Consider the following 19554-nt stretch of genomic DNA (forward strand, 5'->3'; position numbering starts at 1 on the left):
TTAGCAAACATAAAATATGACGCAAAATAAAGAAATTAAAAAACTGATAATCAAATCTATAATAACAATAAGCTTAACCTTAACATCACATGGTAGTTTTGCACAGATATTCAATGCAGAACAAAACCCACTTAGTGTAAAATGGCGTCAGATAAGCGTGTCCGGATTCCGGTTGATTTACCCAACAGAACTTGAGCGTGAGGCACAGCGAATGGCCAACACGGTAAGCCATATTTACCCACAGATCGGAAACAGTTTAGGGCGACAAAAAACGAGCATTCCAATCCTGCTCCAAAACCAGGGTGTGATCGCCAATGGCTTCGTCCAGCTCGGCCCGAAGAAGTCAGAATTTTACGCCACTCCCCCACAACAATTCGACAGCCAGGATTGGCTAAACAACCTCGCGGTTCACGAGCTCCGGCACGTAGCCCAGTTCGACAAACTCAGTGCCGGGAGACTCTACCCTTTTCCGGAACAAGTCTACCTCGCCTGGTTTGGCGTAAGTATCCCAACCTGGTTTTTTGAAGGTGATGCGGTGAGCACTGAAACCTCCCTGACCAAAGCCGGTCGCGGACGTCAGCCATCCTGGATCATGCCTTACCGGACCAGCCTGCTCGAAGGAAAAAAACTCAGCTATTCGAAAGCTTACTTCGGATCAGAAAAAGACATCACGCCGGGATACTACCAACTCGGCTACCTCATTGCTTCAAACATCCGCCAACAGTACGGTAAAGAAATTTTTGACGAGGTGTTAACGGACATTCAAAAAAGACCCTTCCGCCTCTACCCTTTTTCCAACAGTTTAAAAAAGTTCACAGGCAAGGGAACACAGCAATGGTTCAAAGACACACAAGACTCGATCAAAAAAAGCTGGCTTGCCCAGGCTGCATCAAGCCCTTCCAAAACTTATACCCCGATCAACAGCCCGGCAAAAATCAACACCAATTACTACTTTCCGGTAAAATTGGAGAACGGCAAAATATTAACTTTAAAGCAAAGTAAATCTGAGACCGCACATTTCATCACCATTGATCAAAACGGCAAAGAATCCAACCTGCTTCACATCGCCTATCAGGAACAGCCATGGTTCAGCTATGCACATGGAAAAATCGTCTGGGACGAGGTAAGATATGACCCCAGATTTCGTCAGCGAAATTACAGTGTCATCTGCAGTTACGATTTAAAAACCGGCCACACGAGCAAACTGAGCGCGAAAAGCCGGATCTTCTCCCCTTCCCTATCGGCAGATGGAAAAAAGATTGTAGCCGTAAAAATCGGACTGGATAACCAAAGCAACCTCGTTGAACTGGACGCTGAAAATGGGGCGATCCTACGCACTTTCTCCAACCCGGACAACCTGATCCTTCAAACGCCGTCATATGACGATACAGGGCTTCTAATTGCGTTTATCAGCGTCACTGAAAAAGGCAAAGCTTTGTGGACAATGGACCAAACAGGCAAAACCACCCAGCTGATCAGCGAATCTGCACAACAACTCAGCAGACCGGTATTCATGAAGCAGCAGATCGCTTTTAACGCCCATTATAGCGGCATTGACAACATTTACAGCGTTGACATCCGGTCTAAAAAAATAAGCGCACTGAGCGCGTCTAAATACGGCGCCTTCAACGCGACCCCCAATGCAAACAAAGACAGCATTCTTTTCAACAATTTCGGAAGTACGGGCTATAACATCGCTGCAACCGCAATACAAGCAGAACCACTGTCAGCTAATCACTTTGTGTATTTTGGTGCAGCAGCAGAAAAACAGGAAAACACAGGCAATGTATTTGAACACATCCCGGACACCGTGTACAGCTCCAAACCCTACCGGGCCTTCAGCAACCTGTTCAATTTCCACAGCATCACACCGACCATTACCGATGACAACCAGGGCGGCCTGCAACTCAGCTCAGACAACCTGCTCAACACCCTCAACGTTTTCGCTGCAGCAGATTACCACAGCGACCTGAGGCGTTTCGAATACAGTAGCGGCTTTACGCTGAAAAGTTTTTACCCGGTCTTTAGTGCGACCTACCGCAACCGGCCGCGAAGAACTTTCTACAGCTCGGGACAAACCATCCAACAAGGCGACTGGCGTGAGAACACGATCAAAGTCCAGGCTGCAGTTCCCATCAACCTGAATGCACTCAACGACAACTTTGGCCTGTCCGGCCGGATTGCCACCAGCTACACCCAACGTTACATGCCTGAGAACCTGCCTAAAAATTTCATCAGCACCTTGAAATTCCCAATGGAATATGGCATTACCCTAAACCACAACGTGCGTCAGGCCGAACGTGACATCGCCCCGAGATGGGGACAAATCCTGAGACTAACCTACCTCAACCAGCCCTTCGATAAACAATTGGCCGGAGAACTGTTTGCCGCTGAAGCTTACCTGTATGTACCAGGCCTCGCAAAAAACCACTCCTTCCTGATGAATTACAATTATCAAACCACCAGCGGCATCCGAAGATATGATCAGGAAATACCGACCGTTTACGGCTACAACAACATTCCTGCCCGCAGCAAACTATCCAACACCCTCCTGCTCAACTACCGTTTCCCAATCGCCTTTCCTGATGCAGAGCTTGGTCCGCTGGCCTATGTCAGAAATTTAAGGGGCGGAGTATTCTGCAATTATGAAAACATTGGTTCAGAAACAAACCTGGGCGAACCAAAAACCTATGGCTTTGAACTGCGCACCAGTCTCAATGCCCTCCGTTACCAGGCCTTTGTCGATTTAGGTACGAGATTTGTCTTTGTAAACAAAATATACCATCAAAACCCTATCTTAGAATTAATTTTAAACTATAGCTTCTAACTACCATGCGTACTAAAACGGTCATCATCATCATTTTCACTGTCATCATCACCATTTTCCTAATGATCAATACCGATGCTGTTGAATTTAATTTCATCATTTTCAAAAAAGACGTTTCCAAACTTTTGGTGATTGGGGTGTGTACTTTTGTAGGCTTTATATTGGGATACATGACCGGCCGGCCAAAAACAACAATCAGTACTTACGACAGGGAGACCGACGACCGTGGCCCGGTAACCAGTAAAAGCACGCTGAGCGATGAAGACCGGGATTACATCAATCCTTAACCGTTTGCCTGGCAAGTGCAAAATAATATATGGGTATGCCCAAAAGCACAATAAATAAGCCGCGGGCGGCAAATTGCGGCTTATACACAATCAACGATACGCAAAAAACAGCTGCTACTAAAATGTAAATAACGGTGAGGTACGGATAACCAAAAGCTTTATAATCCCTTGGTAAATCAGGTTGCTTTTTCCTCAGAATGAAAATACCGGCAACAGTGATGATGTAAAAAGCCATCACTACAAATGAAATATAATCAAACAGATCGCCGTACCTGCCACTGGTACAAAGTAAAATTGCAACCAGGCACTGAATCCACAAGCCGTTCTCCGGAACGGCATTTTTATTTAACCGCGCGATTTTCTTAAAAAACAAACCATCTTTAGCCATCGCATAAAACACCCTTGCACCAGAAATAATTAATCCGTTATTACAGCCAAACGCCGAAAGCATAATCAAAAATGCTACAACCAGTGTTCCTGTATTTCCAAAAATCTTTAGGGCAGCTGCAATAGCCACCCGGTTTTCAGGCGCAAAGGCAATACTCCCCAGGTCCCCGGGCACTTTACCAATAGGCAACACAGCCAGGTACATCAGATTACAAAGCACATACAGCACACTGACAATCAAAGTCCCTAAAAACAGGCTGAGCCCCACATTACGTTTTGGATTTTTCACCTCTCCTGCAATAAAAGTGATATTGTACCAGGCATCACTGGTCAAAATCGCACCCACCATCGCGGCAGCTACCGCACCAAAACTCGCCAGTCCGCGAACATGCTTCCACACCTTGACATGGCCCCCCTCGTCACCCGCACGTTCAGAATACCTCAGCAATTCAAAAGGATGCGACCAATTGTCGTCCCACACCTTTTGGTCAAACGCCAGTAAAAAGCCAAAAACAATCAAGCCCAATAAAGTAAGCAACTTGGTAACTGTAAAAAAGTTTTGAATGATCTTCCCCAGTTCAATACCTTTCGTATTGATATAGGTTAACAAGACAATACTGGAAATAGCCAATAACTTGGAAGCTGAAATTTGCAGTATTCCCAGATCAGCCAGGACATGATCTTCGCTAAACACAGGAAAAATAAAGGCTGCAAATTTGCTAAACGCGATCGCTACCGCAGCGATCATCCCGGTTTGAATCACACTAAAAAAACTCCAGCCATATAAAAAAGCAACCAGTGGATTATAAGCTTCCTTTAAATACACATACATGCCACCAGCCTTTGGATACAGCGCAGTCAGCTCTATGCAACTCAATGCGGCTGAAATGGTAATGAGCGCAGTCAATACCCAGGCCGCAATGAGCCAACCCGCACTACCAACATCCTGTACCATCAAGGAGCCCACAATAAAAATACCAGAACCAACCATGCTGCCGGCAACAATCATTGTTGCATCAAACAAGCCCAGACTTGGCTTAAAACCTAATTTTGTTTCCTTTATCTCCATCAATTAAAAGCTTCGAAAGCAACCATGATTGGTTGATAAAATAAAAGTATACTAAATCAGTAGACTATTTAAATTATTCTACTTACCTTTAGGTAACCAAGACCTTACCGGTCAGCAACAAACCTAACGCTTATTCAACACCACAACATGGACCAGCCTATAGAAATTAACCGAAACCTCTTACCATTACGAGATGCCATTGATGTGATCAGTGGAAAATGGAAATTACCGATCATTCTGACACTTGTACAAAATGGGAAAAGATACAAGGACCTGAACAATACCATCACGGGCATTTCCTCTAAAGTGTTATCCAGGGAATTACAAAATCTGGAAGAAAACTTTCTGATTGAAAAAAAGAATGTCAACTGCGGACATCAGATTGTGCAATATAGCCTAACGGATCACGGAAGAAGTCTGGTTCCCCTGATAGATGAGATTTTAAAATGGGGACAAAAGCATAGAAATGTGATCATCAGGAATTAAACCTGTCCAGCCTGAAAGGTTGCAAATCAATATCCGGATCAACGCCACTTGCCATTTGCGACAAAAGTTGCCCAACCATACTGGAAAACTTAAAACCATGTCCGGAACAAGGGCTCGCAACAATGATATTTTCATGAAAAGGATGCCGGTCAATGATAAAGTGCTCATCAGGGGTATTCGTATACATACAAACCGAAGCCTGGGCATGGATGGCATCCAGATTAAAATAGTTGCGTACAATTTCCGCCAAAGCTTCAACTTCTGCCGGATCTACTTTACGGTTAAGCTGATCCGGATTACCTGTTGCTCCTTTTTTTGTGCTTGCAATTTTAATCCCATTGCCAAGATCAGGAAAACCATAAAACATTTGCCCCGGTTTGTACTCCCAAATGTAAACAGGTAGCTTGTCAGGCAAAAAACGCAGGTCATCGGCCTTCGTGTTTTTAAACCAATGTACCACCCTCCGCTCTACGGATAAAGGAAGCTTCAAGTCGGGCAACAATTCCGAAACCCATGCACCTGCACTTACAATAACCTGTCCGGCACCATACCTGCCCGTACTTGTCGTCACATCAACACCACTGCCATTTGCTTTTATAGACATCACCTGCTCATCAAAATGTAAAACAGCACCTGCCCTCGCTGCCAGATCTAAATGTGTCCGAATGCAGGCTTCAGGTAAAAGCAATCCGGCCTCTTCCTCCAGTACGGCAACTGTATCTGCTGTTGGTTTCAGAGCGGGAAAAATCTGCCTGATTTGCCCGCAGTCCAAATATTGGTGCTTCAGATTGTACTGCTCCGCACTATATAAAACACCCTGGATTACTGTACTCGCTGCATTTCCCAAGGTCAGACTCTTACTTTTAACAAACAACTTTTCACCCGAAATCTGCTCAAGCTCCAACCAGGCACCCATTGCAGCCTGCACAAATGGGACATACATAGGCGATTCAAAATAGGCCTGCCGGATGATGCGGCTTTCCCCATGCGAAGACCCAAACACATGTGGAGGCCTAAACCGGTCTATGCCCAGCACCCGTTTGTTTCCGCGGGCCAAATGATAAGCAGCAGCCGATCCTGCAGCGCCCAGGCCAATAATGATAACGTCAAAATTTGTGTCCACTTCCGCTCCTCAATGATTTATGCCCAATATAAGCAATCCAATTTCCCGAGCATACCAGAGGGTTTAAAATTTAGGTTACCTCGAGGTAAGTAAAAGGATTTAAATAGTCTACTAATTTAGTATACTTTTATTGCGGCTATTTTTTAACCTCAAAAACCACATCATATGTTTAAACCTTTACCATTAAACGGTATCCCGATCCTACTCGGACTTGTATTTACTACAGCCGGTTTCGCTTCTACCGGATATGCCTTCGCTCAGTCAGGCCCATACCTGGCAACCACAAGCCTGCAAACCCCGAATAAAGCAGCCATTAAAATTTCGGGTACAGTAACTGATCAGGAAACCCAGACAACCATTCCGGGCGTATCTGTCACCATCAAAGGACGCAATGCAGGCACCAGCACCAACGCCAAAGGAAACTACAGCTTAAGCGCCAATGAAAATGACATACTCGTATTCTCATTTGTGGGCTATGTGACCAGGGAAATCCCCGTAAGCGGCCCTGTCTTAAATGTGCAGCTTAAGCCAGATGCTTCTGGTTTAAATGAAGTCCTGGTAGTTGGTTACGGTACCCAACAAAAAAGAAGCATTACCGGGGCGGTGGCATCATTAACCGCACGCAACATCAAAGACCTCTCCATAACCTCGTTTGAAAATGCCATAGTGGGTCAGATACCAGGCGTACAGGTACAGGAGCCAAGCGGCGAACCCGGGTCAGCCCCTACCATCCGCATCCGTGGGGTAGGTTCAATTTCTGCAGGAAACGAACCTTTGTATGTTGTAGATGGTTTCCCAATTTCTAAAAACGTTGAACCAGGGGTTCAGGGAGATCCTGTAAGAAGAACTGTAGCCTTTCGTCCGCAACCGGCAAACCCTTTGGCAACCATCAGTCCGGGCGACATCGAATCTATAGAAGTATTGAAAGATGCAGCTGCCGCCGCCATTTATGGCTCCAGAGGCTCAAATGGAGTTGTGCTCATCACCACAAAAAGAGGCAGTAAAGACGGTAAACCGAACATCACAGTAGACACCTACACAGGCATTCAAAACCCTGCCCGCCGGGTAAAACTCATGAATTCGGCAGAATTAACTGCTTACCTAAAAGACGCCAGAAATAATGCATACCTGCAGGACGTTCCAGGTGCTCTCGCCTCAGATCCGAATTCCGTCCGTCTGACCAAAGTATCGGCCATCCCATCCTTACAGGCAGCAAACTATTTTATCCCGGACGATTTTGTCAATCCTACCGGAACTGATACCGATTGGCAGGATGTCATATTTAAAACCGCAGCAGTACACAACACCACGGTCGCTGTATCCGGCGGTTCAGAGAAATTGGCTTACTACGTTTCTGGTAACTATTACGATCAAAATGGCATCATCGACCAAACCGGCTTTAAGCGATACAGCCTCAGGATCAACCTGGATGCCCAGCCCTTCAAGCGACTGAAAGTAGGCTTCAACGCAAATCCATCATTTACAGACCAGCAACGCGGATCTACAAGCGCGCCCTACTTTGCAGATCCTCCGGGAGCAGTGTACACCGCATTGGTAACCTCTCCTACGGTATCACCTTATCTGCCTGACGGCTCCATCAACCAATCCGACAACCAGAGTCATTTATTTACAGAAGACGGGCGCTCGGCAAATATGACAGCCTCCAGCAATCCACTGGCGGTCATCAATTACATTCACGACAACCTGAACCAATTCAGAACCACCTCCAGTGGATTTGCGGAATATGAAATTCTAAGCGGTCTTAAATACAAATTGTACGCCGGAGCAGACATCAATTCTTACAACAAAGATTATTACAGACAGAAAGCATTTATAGACAGGGATGCTACCGTTGGTGTTCCCTTTGGGCAATCCAATGCTTCTTTAGAAACAAACTGGCTGGTAGAGCATACGCTTTTCTATGAGAAAAAACTGGGCGACCATGCTTTCTCTGCATTGGCAGGTTATACTGCACAAAAAGACAAAATCAGTCTGAACCAGGTACAGGCAGAGAATTACCCAGATGATCTTGTTCAAACCGTTAGTGGCGGACAAGTTACAGGCGGTACCTCTGCCAAAGAAGAATGGGCTTTAGTTTCCTACCTGGCCAGGGCAAATTATGCATTTAAAGACCGTTACCTGTTCTCGGCGAGCGTACGTTCAGATAAAGCCTCACGCTTTGGTAAAGGAAACCGGACTGGGGTATTCCCCTCATTTTCTGCCGGATGGCGCATCATTGACGAACCCTTTTTAAAAGACGTCTCCTTTCTTAGCGACCTTAAGCTCAGGGCCAGCTGGGGAAAGACCGGAAACTTTCTGATTCCAAACTATGCCTCCATTGGCCTCCTCAATCCAGCAAATTATGTATTCGGAAATGCCATTGCCAATGGTATAGCGCCTTCTACCCCAAGTAACAATGCACTTACCTGGGAAAAAAACACCCAGACCGACCTTGGCCTTGAACTGGGCTTTCTGAAAAACAGAATCTTTGCCACCGTCGATATTTATAAAAAAATAACCTCAGACCTGCTCTTAAATGTACAGGTCCCTGCCGGTGTTGGATTCGGAACTTTAAACCCACTTCAAAACATAGGTAAAGTAGAAAACAAGGGCATTGAGATCTCACTTTCCACCCGCAACCTGGTGGGCAGCTTTACCTGGAATACAGATTTGAACTTTTCTGCCAATAAAAACAAAGTCTTAAAATTAGGCATCACCGGCGATCCTATTTTTGGTGCCAGCGCCAATGACACCAGGCACGTTACCCGGATTGGTGATGCCATAGGAAGCTATTATGGCTATGTGGTTGAGGGCATTTATCAATCGCAGGCCGAAATTGACAGTGCACCAAAAGATAAAATAGCAGTCAAAGCATCTCCAGGTGATTTCAGATTTAAAGATGTGAATGGCGATGGGGTGATCGATGCGAATGACCGTACCGTAATCGGCAATTATCAGCCGGATTTCACTTATGGCATAACCAACCGGTTTGGATACAGGGGACTGGAACTCAGCTTCCTCATCCAGGGTGTACAAGGTTCAGAAATTCTCAATTTAACCAGACGGCACCTGGCCAACGGAGAAGCCCTCACCAACTCTTATGCCTTTGAAAACGACAGGTGGATCTCGCCAAGTCAGCCGGGCAACGGTAAAATACCCCGTGCAGATAAACAGGGAACAGTACATAACAACAACAACAGACCATCTACCTTCCAGATCGAAGATGGCTCGTACCTGCGCCTCAGAAATGTAACATTAGCCTACACATTTGCGGCCAATACCTTGGGTAAAAAATTCCCGGCATTGCGCGTTTATCTATCCGGAACCAATTTACTGACCTTCACCAAATACGAGGGTTACAATCCGGAAGTAAACAACCAATCGACCAGCAACAACACCCCAGGAGAAGATTATGGAGCTTACCCGCTCATCAAAAACTACACCTTCGGTGTCAATCTTACTTTCAAATAATATTATTCCATAGAAATAATGAAGCTAAAAATTACCTATCTATTGTTGCTGTCCGGTGCTTTAAGCTCCTGCAGCGACCAGTTCACAGACCTGAGCCCATTGTCTCAGCGCAATGTGGATGTTTACTACAAAACCGAAGGAGATTTGATTACCGCAGTCAATGCAACATATAAAGGCCTGCAACTCACAGGAACCTACAATCAGGGGTATTGGATTGCCAACGAATTGCGATCAGACAATACCGATGCCGGAAATGATATCGGCGGAGGTGTTGGCCCATTTTTAAACGCAATTGACAATTTCAATGAAGATGCAACAACCGAGGTCATCAGGGATGTTTACTTCGACAGCTATGTCGGCATTGCCAGGGCAAACATTGTGCTCAGCAGAATTGAACCTGTACCCATCGCAGAAATCACCAAGAACCGGTTAAAAGGGGAAGCACTATTCTTACGGTCCTTATTTTATTACAACCTTGCTGTTAACTTCGGAAAACTTCCCCTGGTATTGAAAGAAATATCCGTAGAGGAAGGTAAAAATTATTTACAGGTGCCCGCTTCAGAAGTCTACAAGCAATTGATTGCTGATTTGATACTTGCAGAGAATTACCTGCCTGTAAAATATACCGGACTGGATGTTGGCAGAGCGACCAAAGGTGCTGCCGCAACTTTGCTGGCCAAAATTTACCTGACTACCGGAGACAAGACCGCAGCCATCCCGGTATTGCGCAGAATCATCAATACCTATGGATATACCTTATTGACGGACTATTCCAAACTATGGGGCATCGCCAATAAAAACAATGCAGAATCCATATTTGAAGTGCAGTTTAAAGGCGGCAATTTTGGAACCGGAAACCTGTTTACCAATGCGTTCTCCCCCTTGCTTCGCCAAACTTCAGGCGGCTACAAAAACAGGCCTACCGCATCACTTGAAGCTGCATTTGAAACCAATGACAAACGCATTGCCGCTTCTTTCAATCCAATTAACGGCCCTTTAAATCCAGCAAGATTCATCTTGAAATATGGTACAACCAATGCATTTACGGAATTTGATGCAGACTATAATTTCCCTGTCTTCCGCTATTCAGATGTCTACCTGCTCCTTGCAGAAGCTTTGGGCGAAGGAACAGAGGCATATGGCCTGATTAATGAAGTCCGTTTAAAACATGGCGGACTTGGAAATATCAGCGCTGCCACACCCGGCACATTTGAAGATAAGTTATTGCATGAAAGACAGGTTGAATTTGCTTTTGAAAATCAGCGCTGGCCCGACCTGCTGAGGTTTGGTAAAGCCAGCGCCGTATTGCAGGCGCAGGGAAAGAAAGCCCGTCTGCTTTTCCTTATTCCACAAAGAGAGCTGGACATTAACAAACAGTTTACGCAAAATCCCCTATAATATGCTTTCAGCAATCCGGGGATCGCCAACCGAAGTGACCCGGATTGCCATTGATCACTTTATTCATTCAATAAAATGACAACACCAGAAAAAACCACAGCTACTTGCCTGAGCACAACAATTCTTTTGTGCTGCCTCAGTATATTCAGCCATGCGCAAACCAGTAACAACTGCACATCCGGAAAAATATTGCAAGGGTTAAAAAAGCTGAATGTGCTGTCATCCGTACTTTATATCGCTGCACATCCAGACGATGAGAACAACACGCTTATTGCCTACCTGGCCAATGAAAAGCTGGCCAATGTGGGTTATCTGTCACTAACCCGAGGCGATGGCGGGCAAAATCTCATCGGTCCTGAAATAAGAGAAGAGCTGGGCATCCTGCGAACCCAGGAACTCCTGGCCGCACGCCGCGTAGATGGTGGCAATCAATATTTTGCCACGGCAAATGACTTTGGATTTTCAAAAAATCCAGAAGAAACATTCAGCATCTGGAACAAAGAAAAACTACTGGCAGACATGGTCTGGATGATCCGTAAAACGAGGCCCGACGTATTGATTACGCGATATTCGCGCTTACCTGCCGATACACACGGACACCATACCGCATCGGCCATACTGGCTTATGAAGCATTTGATGCAGCAGCCGATCCGAAACGTTTTCCTGAACAGCTTAAATATGTAAGGCCCTGGCAGGCCACAAGACTGCTGTGGAACACAGGCCCCGGGTTCTACATACCCGGAGACACCACAGATAAAAAAAAGTTAATCCAGGTAAACGTTGGACAGTACAATGTGCTGCTTGGCAAATCTTACGGGGAAATTGCTGCCGAAAGCAGGAGTATGCATAAATGCCAGGGAATGGGAATCAAGCCGCAAAGAGGCAATGAGCTGGAGCTGTTCAGGCAAGTAAAAGGAGTCGAATCCAGCTCCGGGATTTTTGAAGGCATTGACACCTCCTGGAACAGAATCCCAAAAACAGAAAAAATTGCACAGCTGATCACCAAAGCAATTGACACTTACAACCCGCAAAAACCTGCTCTCCTTATCCCGGACTTAATTGCTGCCTTATCTGAAATAGATAAATTACCCGATAGCTACTGGAAAGAAGTTAAAACAAATGCGATAAAAACCATCATTGCCGAACTGGCTGGTCTTGTGTTAGACGCAACCACCAACGAGGACAGTGTAACGCCAGGAAAAATGGCAAAAATAAAAATAGAAGTCATCAACAGATCTGATGCAGAAATCCGGTTAAAAAACATCTGGCTTCCCTATGCCGGCAAAGACACAGCATTGAACCTGGCGCTGAAAAACAACCTTCCCAACTACCTGAACTTCGAAACAACTTTAGATCCCGGCACCCCCTATTCCCAACCCTATTGGCTAAAAGAAAAAGCCAGCCTGGGGCTTTTCCAGGTAAAAGATCAGCAAAACATCGGATTAGCGGAAAACAAGCCTGAAGTATCTGCCATCTTTAACCTCCTCATTGCTGGCTACCCGGTATCTTATACCATACCACTGAGCTATAAATACACAGACCCAAAAGCAGGCGAAGTTTACCAGCCCCTGCAAATCACCCCGCCGGTTTTTGTGGCCCTCAGCAAAGACGTATACGTTTTCTCCGACAACGGCCCGCAAACAATTTACGTTAAGATCAAATCGGGCACAGCTCATATTCAGGGAAAAGTTAAGCTCAACATCCCTGCACAATGGCACGTTGAGCCACAGGACCTGCCTTTTAACCTACAAAAAAAGGGCGATGAACAACTGCTGGCTTTCACTTTATCACCACCGCCCGGCGCCGGACAGTTCACATTACAGGCAAGCGCATGCCTTGATGATGGAAAATCTTACCATAATGAATTAAAAATCATCAGGTATCCACACGTTCCGGTACAAGCTTATTTTCCGGAAGCCATTGCCAAAGTGGTAAAAATAGCACTTAAAAAAACTGGCAATAAAATAGCTTATATTCCTGGAGCAGGCGACAGGGTACCCGAAAGCCTGCAACAGGCAGGTTATGAACTGACTTTGCTTAAAGACCAGGAGATCACTACAGCAAACCTGGCCAGGTACGATGCTGTGGTTATAGGCATCCGTGCATACAACGTGAATGAACGCCTCAATTTCCACAAAGACGAATTACTCAACTATGTTAAAAACGGAGGTAATTTAATCGTGCAATACAATACAGATTTCGACCTCCCCAATTATGATATTGGCCCTTATCCCTTTCATATTTCAGGCAAAAGAGTTACAGATGAACACGCTCCGGTCACCCTGCTCAATAAAACCCATCCCTTACTCAACAGACCAAATCAAATTAGCCCGCAGGATTTTGAAGGCTGGGTTCAGGAACGCGGGGCTTATTTTGCCGATAACTGGGATCAAAGATATCAACCATTGGTATCATTTAACGATCCGGCAGAGCCTCCACTACATGGCGGCATATTGGTAGCCGACTATGGAAAAGGACATTACATTTATACTTCATTGGCCTGGTTCAGGCAACTCCCCGCAGGGGTACCAGGAGCTTACCGGCTATTCGCCAACCTGCTTGGCCTCGGTAAATAACTAAAAAAGCGCCGTATCAACAAAATGACACGGCGCTTTTCTTTATGCTGAAAGGATCAATTAAGCCAGGGCCTGGGTGATGTCAGCAAGGATATCGTCGACATGTTCCAATCCGATGGACAAGCGAATTGTACCCTGCTCAATACCGACTTCCAAACGTTGTTCTTCGGTCAGCTTGGAATGTGTGCTCGTTGCAGGATGTGTGGCAATGGAACGGGTATCTCCCAGGTTCGCCGAAATGGAGAACATTTTCAACTTGTCCATAAACCGGCTTGCAGCTGCAACACCACCTTCAATCACCAGGGTTACAATACCGCCACCCTGTTTCATTTGTTTTTTAGCAATCGCATACTGCGGATGAGAAGGCAAAAACGGATACATTACCTTTTTGATGCTGGAATGCCCTTCTAAAAACTCAGCTACTTTTAAAGCATTTTCACAATGCCTGTCCATGCGCACAGCCAGCGTCTCTAAACTCTTCGATAACAACCAGGCATTGAAAGGTGACATTGCCGGTCCGCTATGACGGGCAAAGCCTTCAATCTCTAAAATTAAATTTTTAGAACCTAAAATTATCCCCCCAAGGGTCCTGCCCTGTCCGTCAATAAACTTGGTAGCCGAGTGAATGGAAATATCAGCGCCCAGTTTAATGGGTTGCTGCAGGTAAGGCGTTGCAAAGCAGTTATCCACCACCAGCAGCTGGTTGTGTTTTTTGGAGAGATTAGCCAGCCACTCCAGGTCAATAATATCAATTCCCGGATTAGAAGGCGTTTCAACAAAAATCATTTTAGTATTTGGCTGAATCGCCTGCTCCCACTGTTCCGGTTTATCCAGATCAGCATACGTATAGGTTACGCCCCATTTGGAGAAAACATTGCTTAGCAGCTGATGTGTAGAACCAAAAACCGAACGACTGGACACCACGTGATCTCCCGATTTCAAAAAAGCGGCAAACGTTGTAAATATGGCAGCCATTCCCGAAGCTGTTGCCCAGCCACTCTCCGCACCTTCCAGTACAGCCATTTTATCAATTAATTCTGTAGTATTCGGATTGGCATAACGGCTGTACACATTGCCTTCTTTTTCATTGGCAAACAAAGCACGCATGTCCTCCGCGTCATCAAACTTATAACTTGAGGTTAAGTACAAAGGCACAGAATGCTCTTTAAATTGGGTTCTTTCGGCTTGTAAACGGATAGCCAGGGTTTCGAAATGGTCTTCTTGCATTTTTATTATTGATGAATGGTATAGGTATAGTTAAGGGTTGCCGAACGCTCCAGAATATTGGAAACAGAACAATATTTCTCGAAAGTCATGGCCAGGGCGCGTTCTACTTTTTGTACGCTTAAAGCACCGTACAAATCAAAATGTATATTGATTACATCAAATATTGGCGGCATTTCCTGGTCTTTACGTGTCGCTTTGATGCTGATTTTCACATCGTCAAGTGGTTCTTTTTGTTTGGTCAGCACATTGACCATATCAATGCCACTGCAGCCACCAAGGCCAATCAGCAACATCTCCATAGGTCTGAACCCCTTACCTTCGCCACCTATTTCCGGTTTAGCATCCAGGTCTACAGTAAAGCCACCTGAGTTCTCTGCTTCAAAATTAAATTTCCCGCTTTTACGTACTAAATTAATCTCCATGATCAGTATCTATTGTGTTAAAGGAATTAAACGTTGTAAAACACCTGATGGTCTTTTTCCAGGTCCGGCAAACTGACCTGCTGTTCAAAAATCGCAAAAACAGCAGAACCGCTACCGCTCATCGCGGCATATATTGCACCTGCCTGGTAAAGCTTCATTTTGATTTGTTCAATCTGCGGATATTTAGAAAACACCGTTTTTTCAAAATCGTTCTTCAAATTCAATTCCCAGTCTTTCAATGGCAAATGTATTAAATCTTTTACCGATCTACTAGGAATTATAGGCTTTATTCCGGCATAAGCATCTGCTGTAGAAACGTGGATATCAGGTTTTACCAAAACCAGACAATAGGCTGACAGATCCAGTGAAATTTCCGAAAACTCATCGCCCTTACCAAATGCATAAACCGGTTTATTCTGAATAAAGAAAGCACAGTCGGCGCCAAGCTGCCGCGCATAATCCTCCATTCCGGCTACAGGGATTCCCAGTTTAAATTTATCGTTCAGCAACCTGATCAAAAAAGCGGCATCAGCAGAGCCGCCCCCCAGGCCCGCCCCGACCGGAATATTTTTCAACAGGGAAATCTGCTGTGCAGGAAGATCGAAATCTTTTTGAAGCAAATGATAAGCTTTCAGGCAAATGTTATCTTCCGGATTTCCGGGAACCGCAGTACCACCCACAACACAACTGGTCACTGCCGCATCTGTAAGCTCCAGCACATCGTACAATTTAACCGGATAAAATACGGTTTCCAGATTGTGATAGCCGTCGGCCCTTTTTTCGGTAACATGTAAGCCAAGGTTAATCTTGGCATTGGCAAATGCAAGCATGTGTGCAGAGTTTATCGTTCTGCGGCAAACTTACTAAATCAGCAGACTATTTAACAGCTACATCCCATACTTTTGTGCGTTTTGCCTTCCCATCAGGCCCGCTAACCCAAAGAGTCACCACATAATGATCGGGCAACTGGTAACTGTGAACCGGATGCTGTTCCTCAGAAGTTGTACCATCACCAAAATCCCATTTCCAGGAATTGACCTTACCGGTAGATTCATCTTTAAAAGCCACCATACGGCGATCCATATCCAGGACCTTAAACGACCAGTTTGCTTCCAGCTGCTTTTTAAACTGCGGCTCCAAAGGCATCAGCCGAAAAGGCAGCAGATACGAAGCATTACCATACATGGTATGTTCTTTGGACAAATTCCAAAACCCCTTATGCGCCTTGGCGTTTACATCATCGTAATCAATCACGGCCCAGCTCAGGCCAATATCCTTGCCTTCAGTTAGTAGAGATTCCGTAGAACAAGCAGGGCCCCTGGCACTCGCATAATCAAAAGGAGTGATCCAAAATTCCAGGGTGTATTTGCCCCCTTCTCCAGGTTTAAACTTATAATTTGAAGCCGAATTGGCATAAGGCAGATCTTTAAGCCAGGATTGCGGCCCCCAGAGCATGGCCCAATCCTTGCCCTCGGCAGGTGTAAAAATGTGGTAATTCTGCGCGTGTACCCCATGAAAAGAAAAATAAGCCTCCATCAGGCTCAATTCTTTGTTGGGATGAAAACGATCAATAAATGGCCCGCCAGACCGGTCTCCATCTACCACCACTTCAAAAATATCGTTGTGCAAGTCGGGCAAAGAAAAATCCCAGTAATTGTCGTAGGCCTCGTACAAAAAGTAAAGCCGGTTCATGCCTTTCACCCAGCCCACTTTAACTTTAACATTCAGATTGGCAGGATCAGCCACCGGATGTTTCTTACTGTCGTCCCACAACTGATCCATCCCTACAGTATAGCTATCCGGCACAATCTTCCAATCGTCAGTTTTCCCGTCAATGCCCGGAATCCGGTCTGCCGGAAATTGAAATACCTGGTAAGACCGCGTTTCCTGGGCAGCAACGCCAGCAGCAGTCAGCAAAAAAGAAAGCAGCAAACCATTAAACAGACACCTCATCACATTGTTTTTTTATGGGAAGCTAACATAAAATATCCTTTTATTTCCCGCAACCTGAACTGTCTGCCCGCTCTCCGGAAATCCGGCGATTTGTAAAAATGCTGTTTACAAATAACAATTTTAATAGCCTGATGCAATTTATACACTACCTCGCAGATTTGCGGATGATTAAAAATTTATATCCAGATACAAAGGGAATAGGCGCGAGAGTTTCTTCATCAACCAGGTTGGTTACCTGGTACCGCTCAATTATGCCGAAGAAGGTGATTTTAGCTTTAAAGGATACACTTTTGAAATTGGAGGTAAAAATAAGACCAATAAACAAGTAAAGCACTTAGAAAAATCTTTTGTTGCAGCTGATGAAATAGAAATTGGTCATGCGCACAAAATTCCATTGTGGTTGTTTGGATTTTTATATTAAAAGTTGAACTGATGTGTTTACTTTTGCAAAAAAAAACAAAACATACCCTAACCAATATGATGAAGCAATTATTGTATACCCTCGGTCTATCCGTACTTTTATTCAGTTGCCAGCAACAAGAAATTACTGCCACCTATACCCCAAGGGTATTAACAGCCAATGAAAAATTCAATGAATCCATTGAAGGCAAGGACAGCCTTTTTACGATCCTTTCAAAAAAAGACAAGAATACCAGCGAAGCCAAAGAAGCGTTTAACGTAAAATTCAAAGACACGCTAGTAAAAATTCAAATCAATAAGGCCGATGCCAATTCAGCAGCTGATCAGTTTTCCTCTGCTCAATTTGTAAACACCCAGAGAACAGCAATCCTGGTCCAGCTGGCCGACAACTCAGGCTTGACAGCTCCAGCTTATTTAATTGCTTTAAAAAATGGCAAACTGGACGTGGTGAGTCTGTACAGACCATCAAAAGGAAAAGAAGATACAAAATATACCACAGGCATCAACAAAATGGGCAGAACAGGTTACCTGGTGAACAATGATTTCTTCATCACCAATGTCAACGCAAACGTTTACCTCATCAAAAGACAAAATCCTGAAGAAAGAATACAGGGCGAGTTTATCCTGAATTCACCGGATAAATCAACTTTAGTTTTCCTGACCCCATCATCTTTATACCAGGTAAATTATCCAAGTGATGAGGTTTCCGATGAAAAATTCTCCAAACCCGCACCTCAGTCAGACGCCGAAAGAAACAGTTGGATTGCCAGCAACTTTCGATGGGCAAAGAATAAAAAAGGCATTAACTTTTTAAAATTCAGCGACAGCAACCGGATTGTCGACATTAAGGAATTTAAATAAACCCGGTATAAAAACATAAAAAAAAGGTCAGTGCAAATGCACTGACCTTTTTTTTATGTCATGTTTCCAGTTTACTTACCGAAACCTACTCTTAAATTCAATTCAAAACTACCATTGGTATAGCTGCTCAAAGCGGAAGTCTGCGTGGTATAAGTTCCACTGATCAGGTACCTGCGCTTAAAATTCATACCCAAACCAAAAGTAGCATTCTCTGTACTGTGGTACATGGCCATAAGAAAAGCCTGCCTGTCGGCGATACTCACCTGCGCACCGGCATCCCAGATGTTATCAAAACCTTTCACCCCACGGTAAGTAACCTTAGGTTCTGCCTCAATCCCTTCAGCACCTTCAGAAATTCCGATCCGGTAACTAATCGCCGAATAAAATGTAGCCACGTCGGCCAGTTTGATCACATCTTTCTTCAATACGCTTTTAAGGTTCGGAATGGAAGCCTGTACACTCAAATGATCAGACGTATAAGCCACACCAAAATCACCATCCAGATAGGTTTTGCGGTCATTGTACTGCCCCACCATCGGATCACTTGGATTACCGTAAATATCTGCATTCTCTAAGCGCTGACTCATAAAACCCAATGACACGCCAAAATGCAATTGCTGATTGCCACTGCTTAAAGGCAGGTGGTAAGCATAACTTCCCAGCACACGGGTCTGCCTTTGCAACCCCGCACTTTCATTATTCACTGTTAAACCCAAACCAACCCGGCCAGTGCCATAATCAACCGTCAGGTTCTGGGTTAAAGGTGCTCCAGGTACATTGCTCCAGAGTTTGCGGTACGCGGCGTTTACCTTTAAACCCTGCATGGCTTTCGAATCTTCTTTAGCACCCGCAAAAGCCGGATTAATCAGGTATTGGTTGTTATAATATTGAGCCGACAACGGATTAAGTTGTGCTTTCGCCGACATCCCCAATAAGGTCACACCAGCAATTAAGGCAAATATTTTATATGTAGTTTTCATATGTCTTTTATATGTTTCTATTTAGTTTGTCATCCTGAAATACATTCAGGATGACGATCGTATTAT

General features: G+C 44.9%; 14 protein-coding genes. 7 read left to right on the forward strand and 7 right to left on the reverse strand.

What is annotated here, in order from left to right; genetic code table 11:
• Positions 1 to 16: 16 nt before the first annotated feature.
• Complete coding sequence (locus IM797_RS20695) at positions 17 to 2827, forward strand: hypothetical protein (RefSeq protein WP_194129098.1); 2811 nt, start codon at positions 17 to 19, stop codon at positions 2825 to 2827.
• Positions 2828 to 2832: 5 nt separating this feature from the next.
• The gene (locus IM797_RS20700; RefSeq protein WP_194129099.1) at positions 2833 to 3114 is read left to right on the forward strand and encodes a LapA family protein; all 282 of its coding nucleotides are present in this window, start codon (positions 2833 to 2835) and stop codon (positions 3112 to 3114) included.
• Here IM797_RS20700 and IM797_RS20705 read toward each other — a convergent pair.
• Positions 3104 to 4570, reverse strand: coding sequence for an APC family permease (locus IM797_RS20705; protein ID WP_194129100.1), 1467 nt, complete (start codon positions 4568 to 4570; stop codon positions 3104 to 3106). The two genes, IM797_RS20700 and IM797_RS20705, sit on opposite strands and share 11 nt — an antisense overlap.
• A gap of 147 nt (positions 4571 to 4717) precedes the next feature.
• Between IM797_RS20705 and IM797_RS20710 the strand changes: the two genes are divergently transcribed.
• Entirely contained in the window at positions 4718 to 5056 is a 339-nt protein-coding gene (locus tag IM797_RS20710) for a helix-turn-helix domain-containing protein (RefSeq protein ID WP_194129101.1), read from the forward strand.
• Here IM797_RS20710 and solA read toward each other — a convergent pair.
• Entirely contained in the window at positions 5046 to 6179 is a 1134-nt protein-coding gene (gene solA, locus IM797_RS20715) for an N-methyl-L-tryptophan oxidase (RefSeq protein WP_194129102.1), read from the reverse strand. The two genes, IM797_RS20710 and solA, sit on opposite strands and share 11 nt — an antisense overlap.
• 165 nt (positions 6180 to 6344) lie before the next feature.
• Here solA and IM797_RS20720 point away from each other — a divergent pair, with 165 nt between their 5' ends.
• The 3 genes from IM797_RS20720 (at position 6345) to IM797_RS20730 (ending at position 13625) form a co-directional block, all read left to right on the forward strand.
• The gene (locus IM797_RS20720) at positions 6345 to 9650 is read left to right on the forward strand and encodes a TonB-dependent receptor (protein ID WP_194129103.1); all 3306 of its coding nucleotides are present in this window, start codon (positions 6345 to 6347) and stop codon (positions 9648 to 9650) included.
• Positions 9651 to 9668: 18 nt separating this feature from the next.
• Complete coding sequence (locus IM797_RS20725; protein WP_194129104.1) at positions 9669 to 11048, forward strand: RagB/SusD family nutrient uptake outer membrane protein; 1380 nt, start codon at positions 9669 to 9671, stop codon at positions 11046 to 11048.
• A gap of 75 nt (positions 11049 to 11123) precedes the next feature.
• On the forward strand, positions 11124 to 13625 hold the full coding sequence (locus IM797_RS20730; protein ID WP_194129105.1) for a PIG-L family deacetylase: 2502 nt from the start codon (positions 11124 to 11126) through the stop codon (positions 13623 to 13625).
• A gap of 60 nt (positions 13626 to 13685) precedes the next feature.
• Here IM797_RS20730 and IM797_RS20735 read toward each other — a convergent pair whose 3' ends face one another.
• From IM797_RS20735 to IM797_RS20750, 4 genes are read right to left on the reverse strand one after another with little or no spacing between them, the layout of a single operon-like run.
• Positions 13686 to 14852, reverse strand: a complete 1167-nt coding sequence (locus IM797_RS20735) for an O-succinylhomoserine sulfhydrylase (RefSeq protein ID WP_194129106.1) — start codon at positions 14850 to 14852, stop codon at positions 13686 to 13688.
• Between the two features lie 5 nt (positions 14853 to 14857).
• Positions 14858 to 15274 carry an OsmC family protein gene (locus tag IM797_RS20740; protein ID WP_194129107.1) on the reverse strand — a complete coding sequence of 139 codons (417 nt, stop codon included), beginning with the start codon at positions 15272 to 15274 and terminating at the stop codon, positions 14858 to 14860.
• Positions 15275 to 15300: 26 nt separating this feature from the next.
• Entirely contained in the window at positions 15301 to 16104 is an 804-nt protein-coding gene (gene ispE / locus IM797_RS20745) for a 4-(cytidine 5'-diphospho)-2-C-methyl-D-erythritol kinase (protein WP_194129108.1), read from the reverse strand.
• A 46-nt stretch (positions 16105 to 16150) separates the two neighbouring features.
• Positions 16151 to 17227 carry a PKD domain-containing protein gene (locus tag IM797_RS20750; protein ID WP_194129109.1) on the reverse strand — a complete coding sequence of 359 codons (1077 nt, stop codon included), beginning with the start codon at positions 17225 to 17227 and terminating at the stop codon, positions 16151 to 16153.
• A gap of 477 nt (positions 17228 to 17704) precedes the next feature.
• Between IM797_RS20750 and IM797_RS20755 the strand changes: the two genes are divergently transcribed.
• Positions 17705 to 18508 carry a hypothetical protein gene (locus tag IM797_RS20755; protein ID WP_194129110.1) on the forward strand — a complete coding sequence of 268 codons (804 nt, stop codon included), beginning with the start codon at positions 17705 to 17707 and terminating at the stop codon, positions 18506 to 18508.
• A 71-nt stretch (positions 18509 to 18579) separates the two neighbouring features.
• On the opposite strand, the gene IM797_RS20760 is transcribed toward IM797_RS20755, so the two are convergent.
• Positions 18580 to 19488 carry a PorP/SprF family type IX secretion system membrane protein gene (locus IM797_RS20760; protein WP_194129111.1) on the reverse strand — a complete coding sequence of 303 codons (909 nt, stop codon included), beginning with the start codon at positions 19486 to 19488 and terminating at the stop codon, positions 18580 to 18582.
• Positions 19489 to 19554: the final 66 nt, after the last annotated feature.

Origin of the sequence: Pedobacter sp. MC2016-24 (assembly GCF_015223055.1) — a bacterium.
Lineage (GTDB): Bacteria > Bacteroidota > Bacteroidia > Sphingobacteriales > Sphingobacteriaceae > Pedobacter.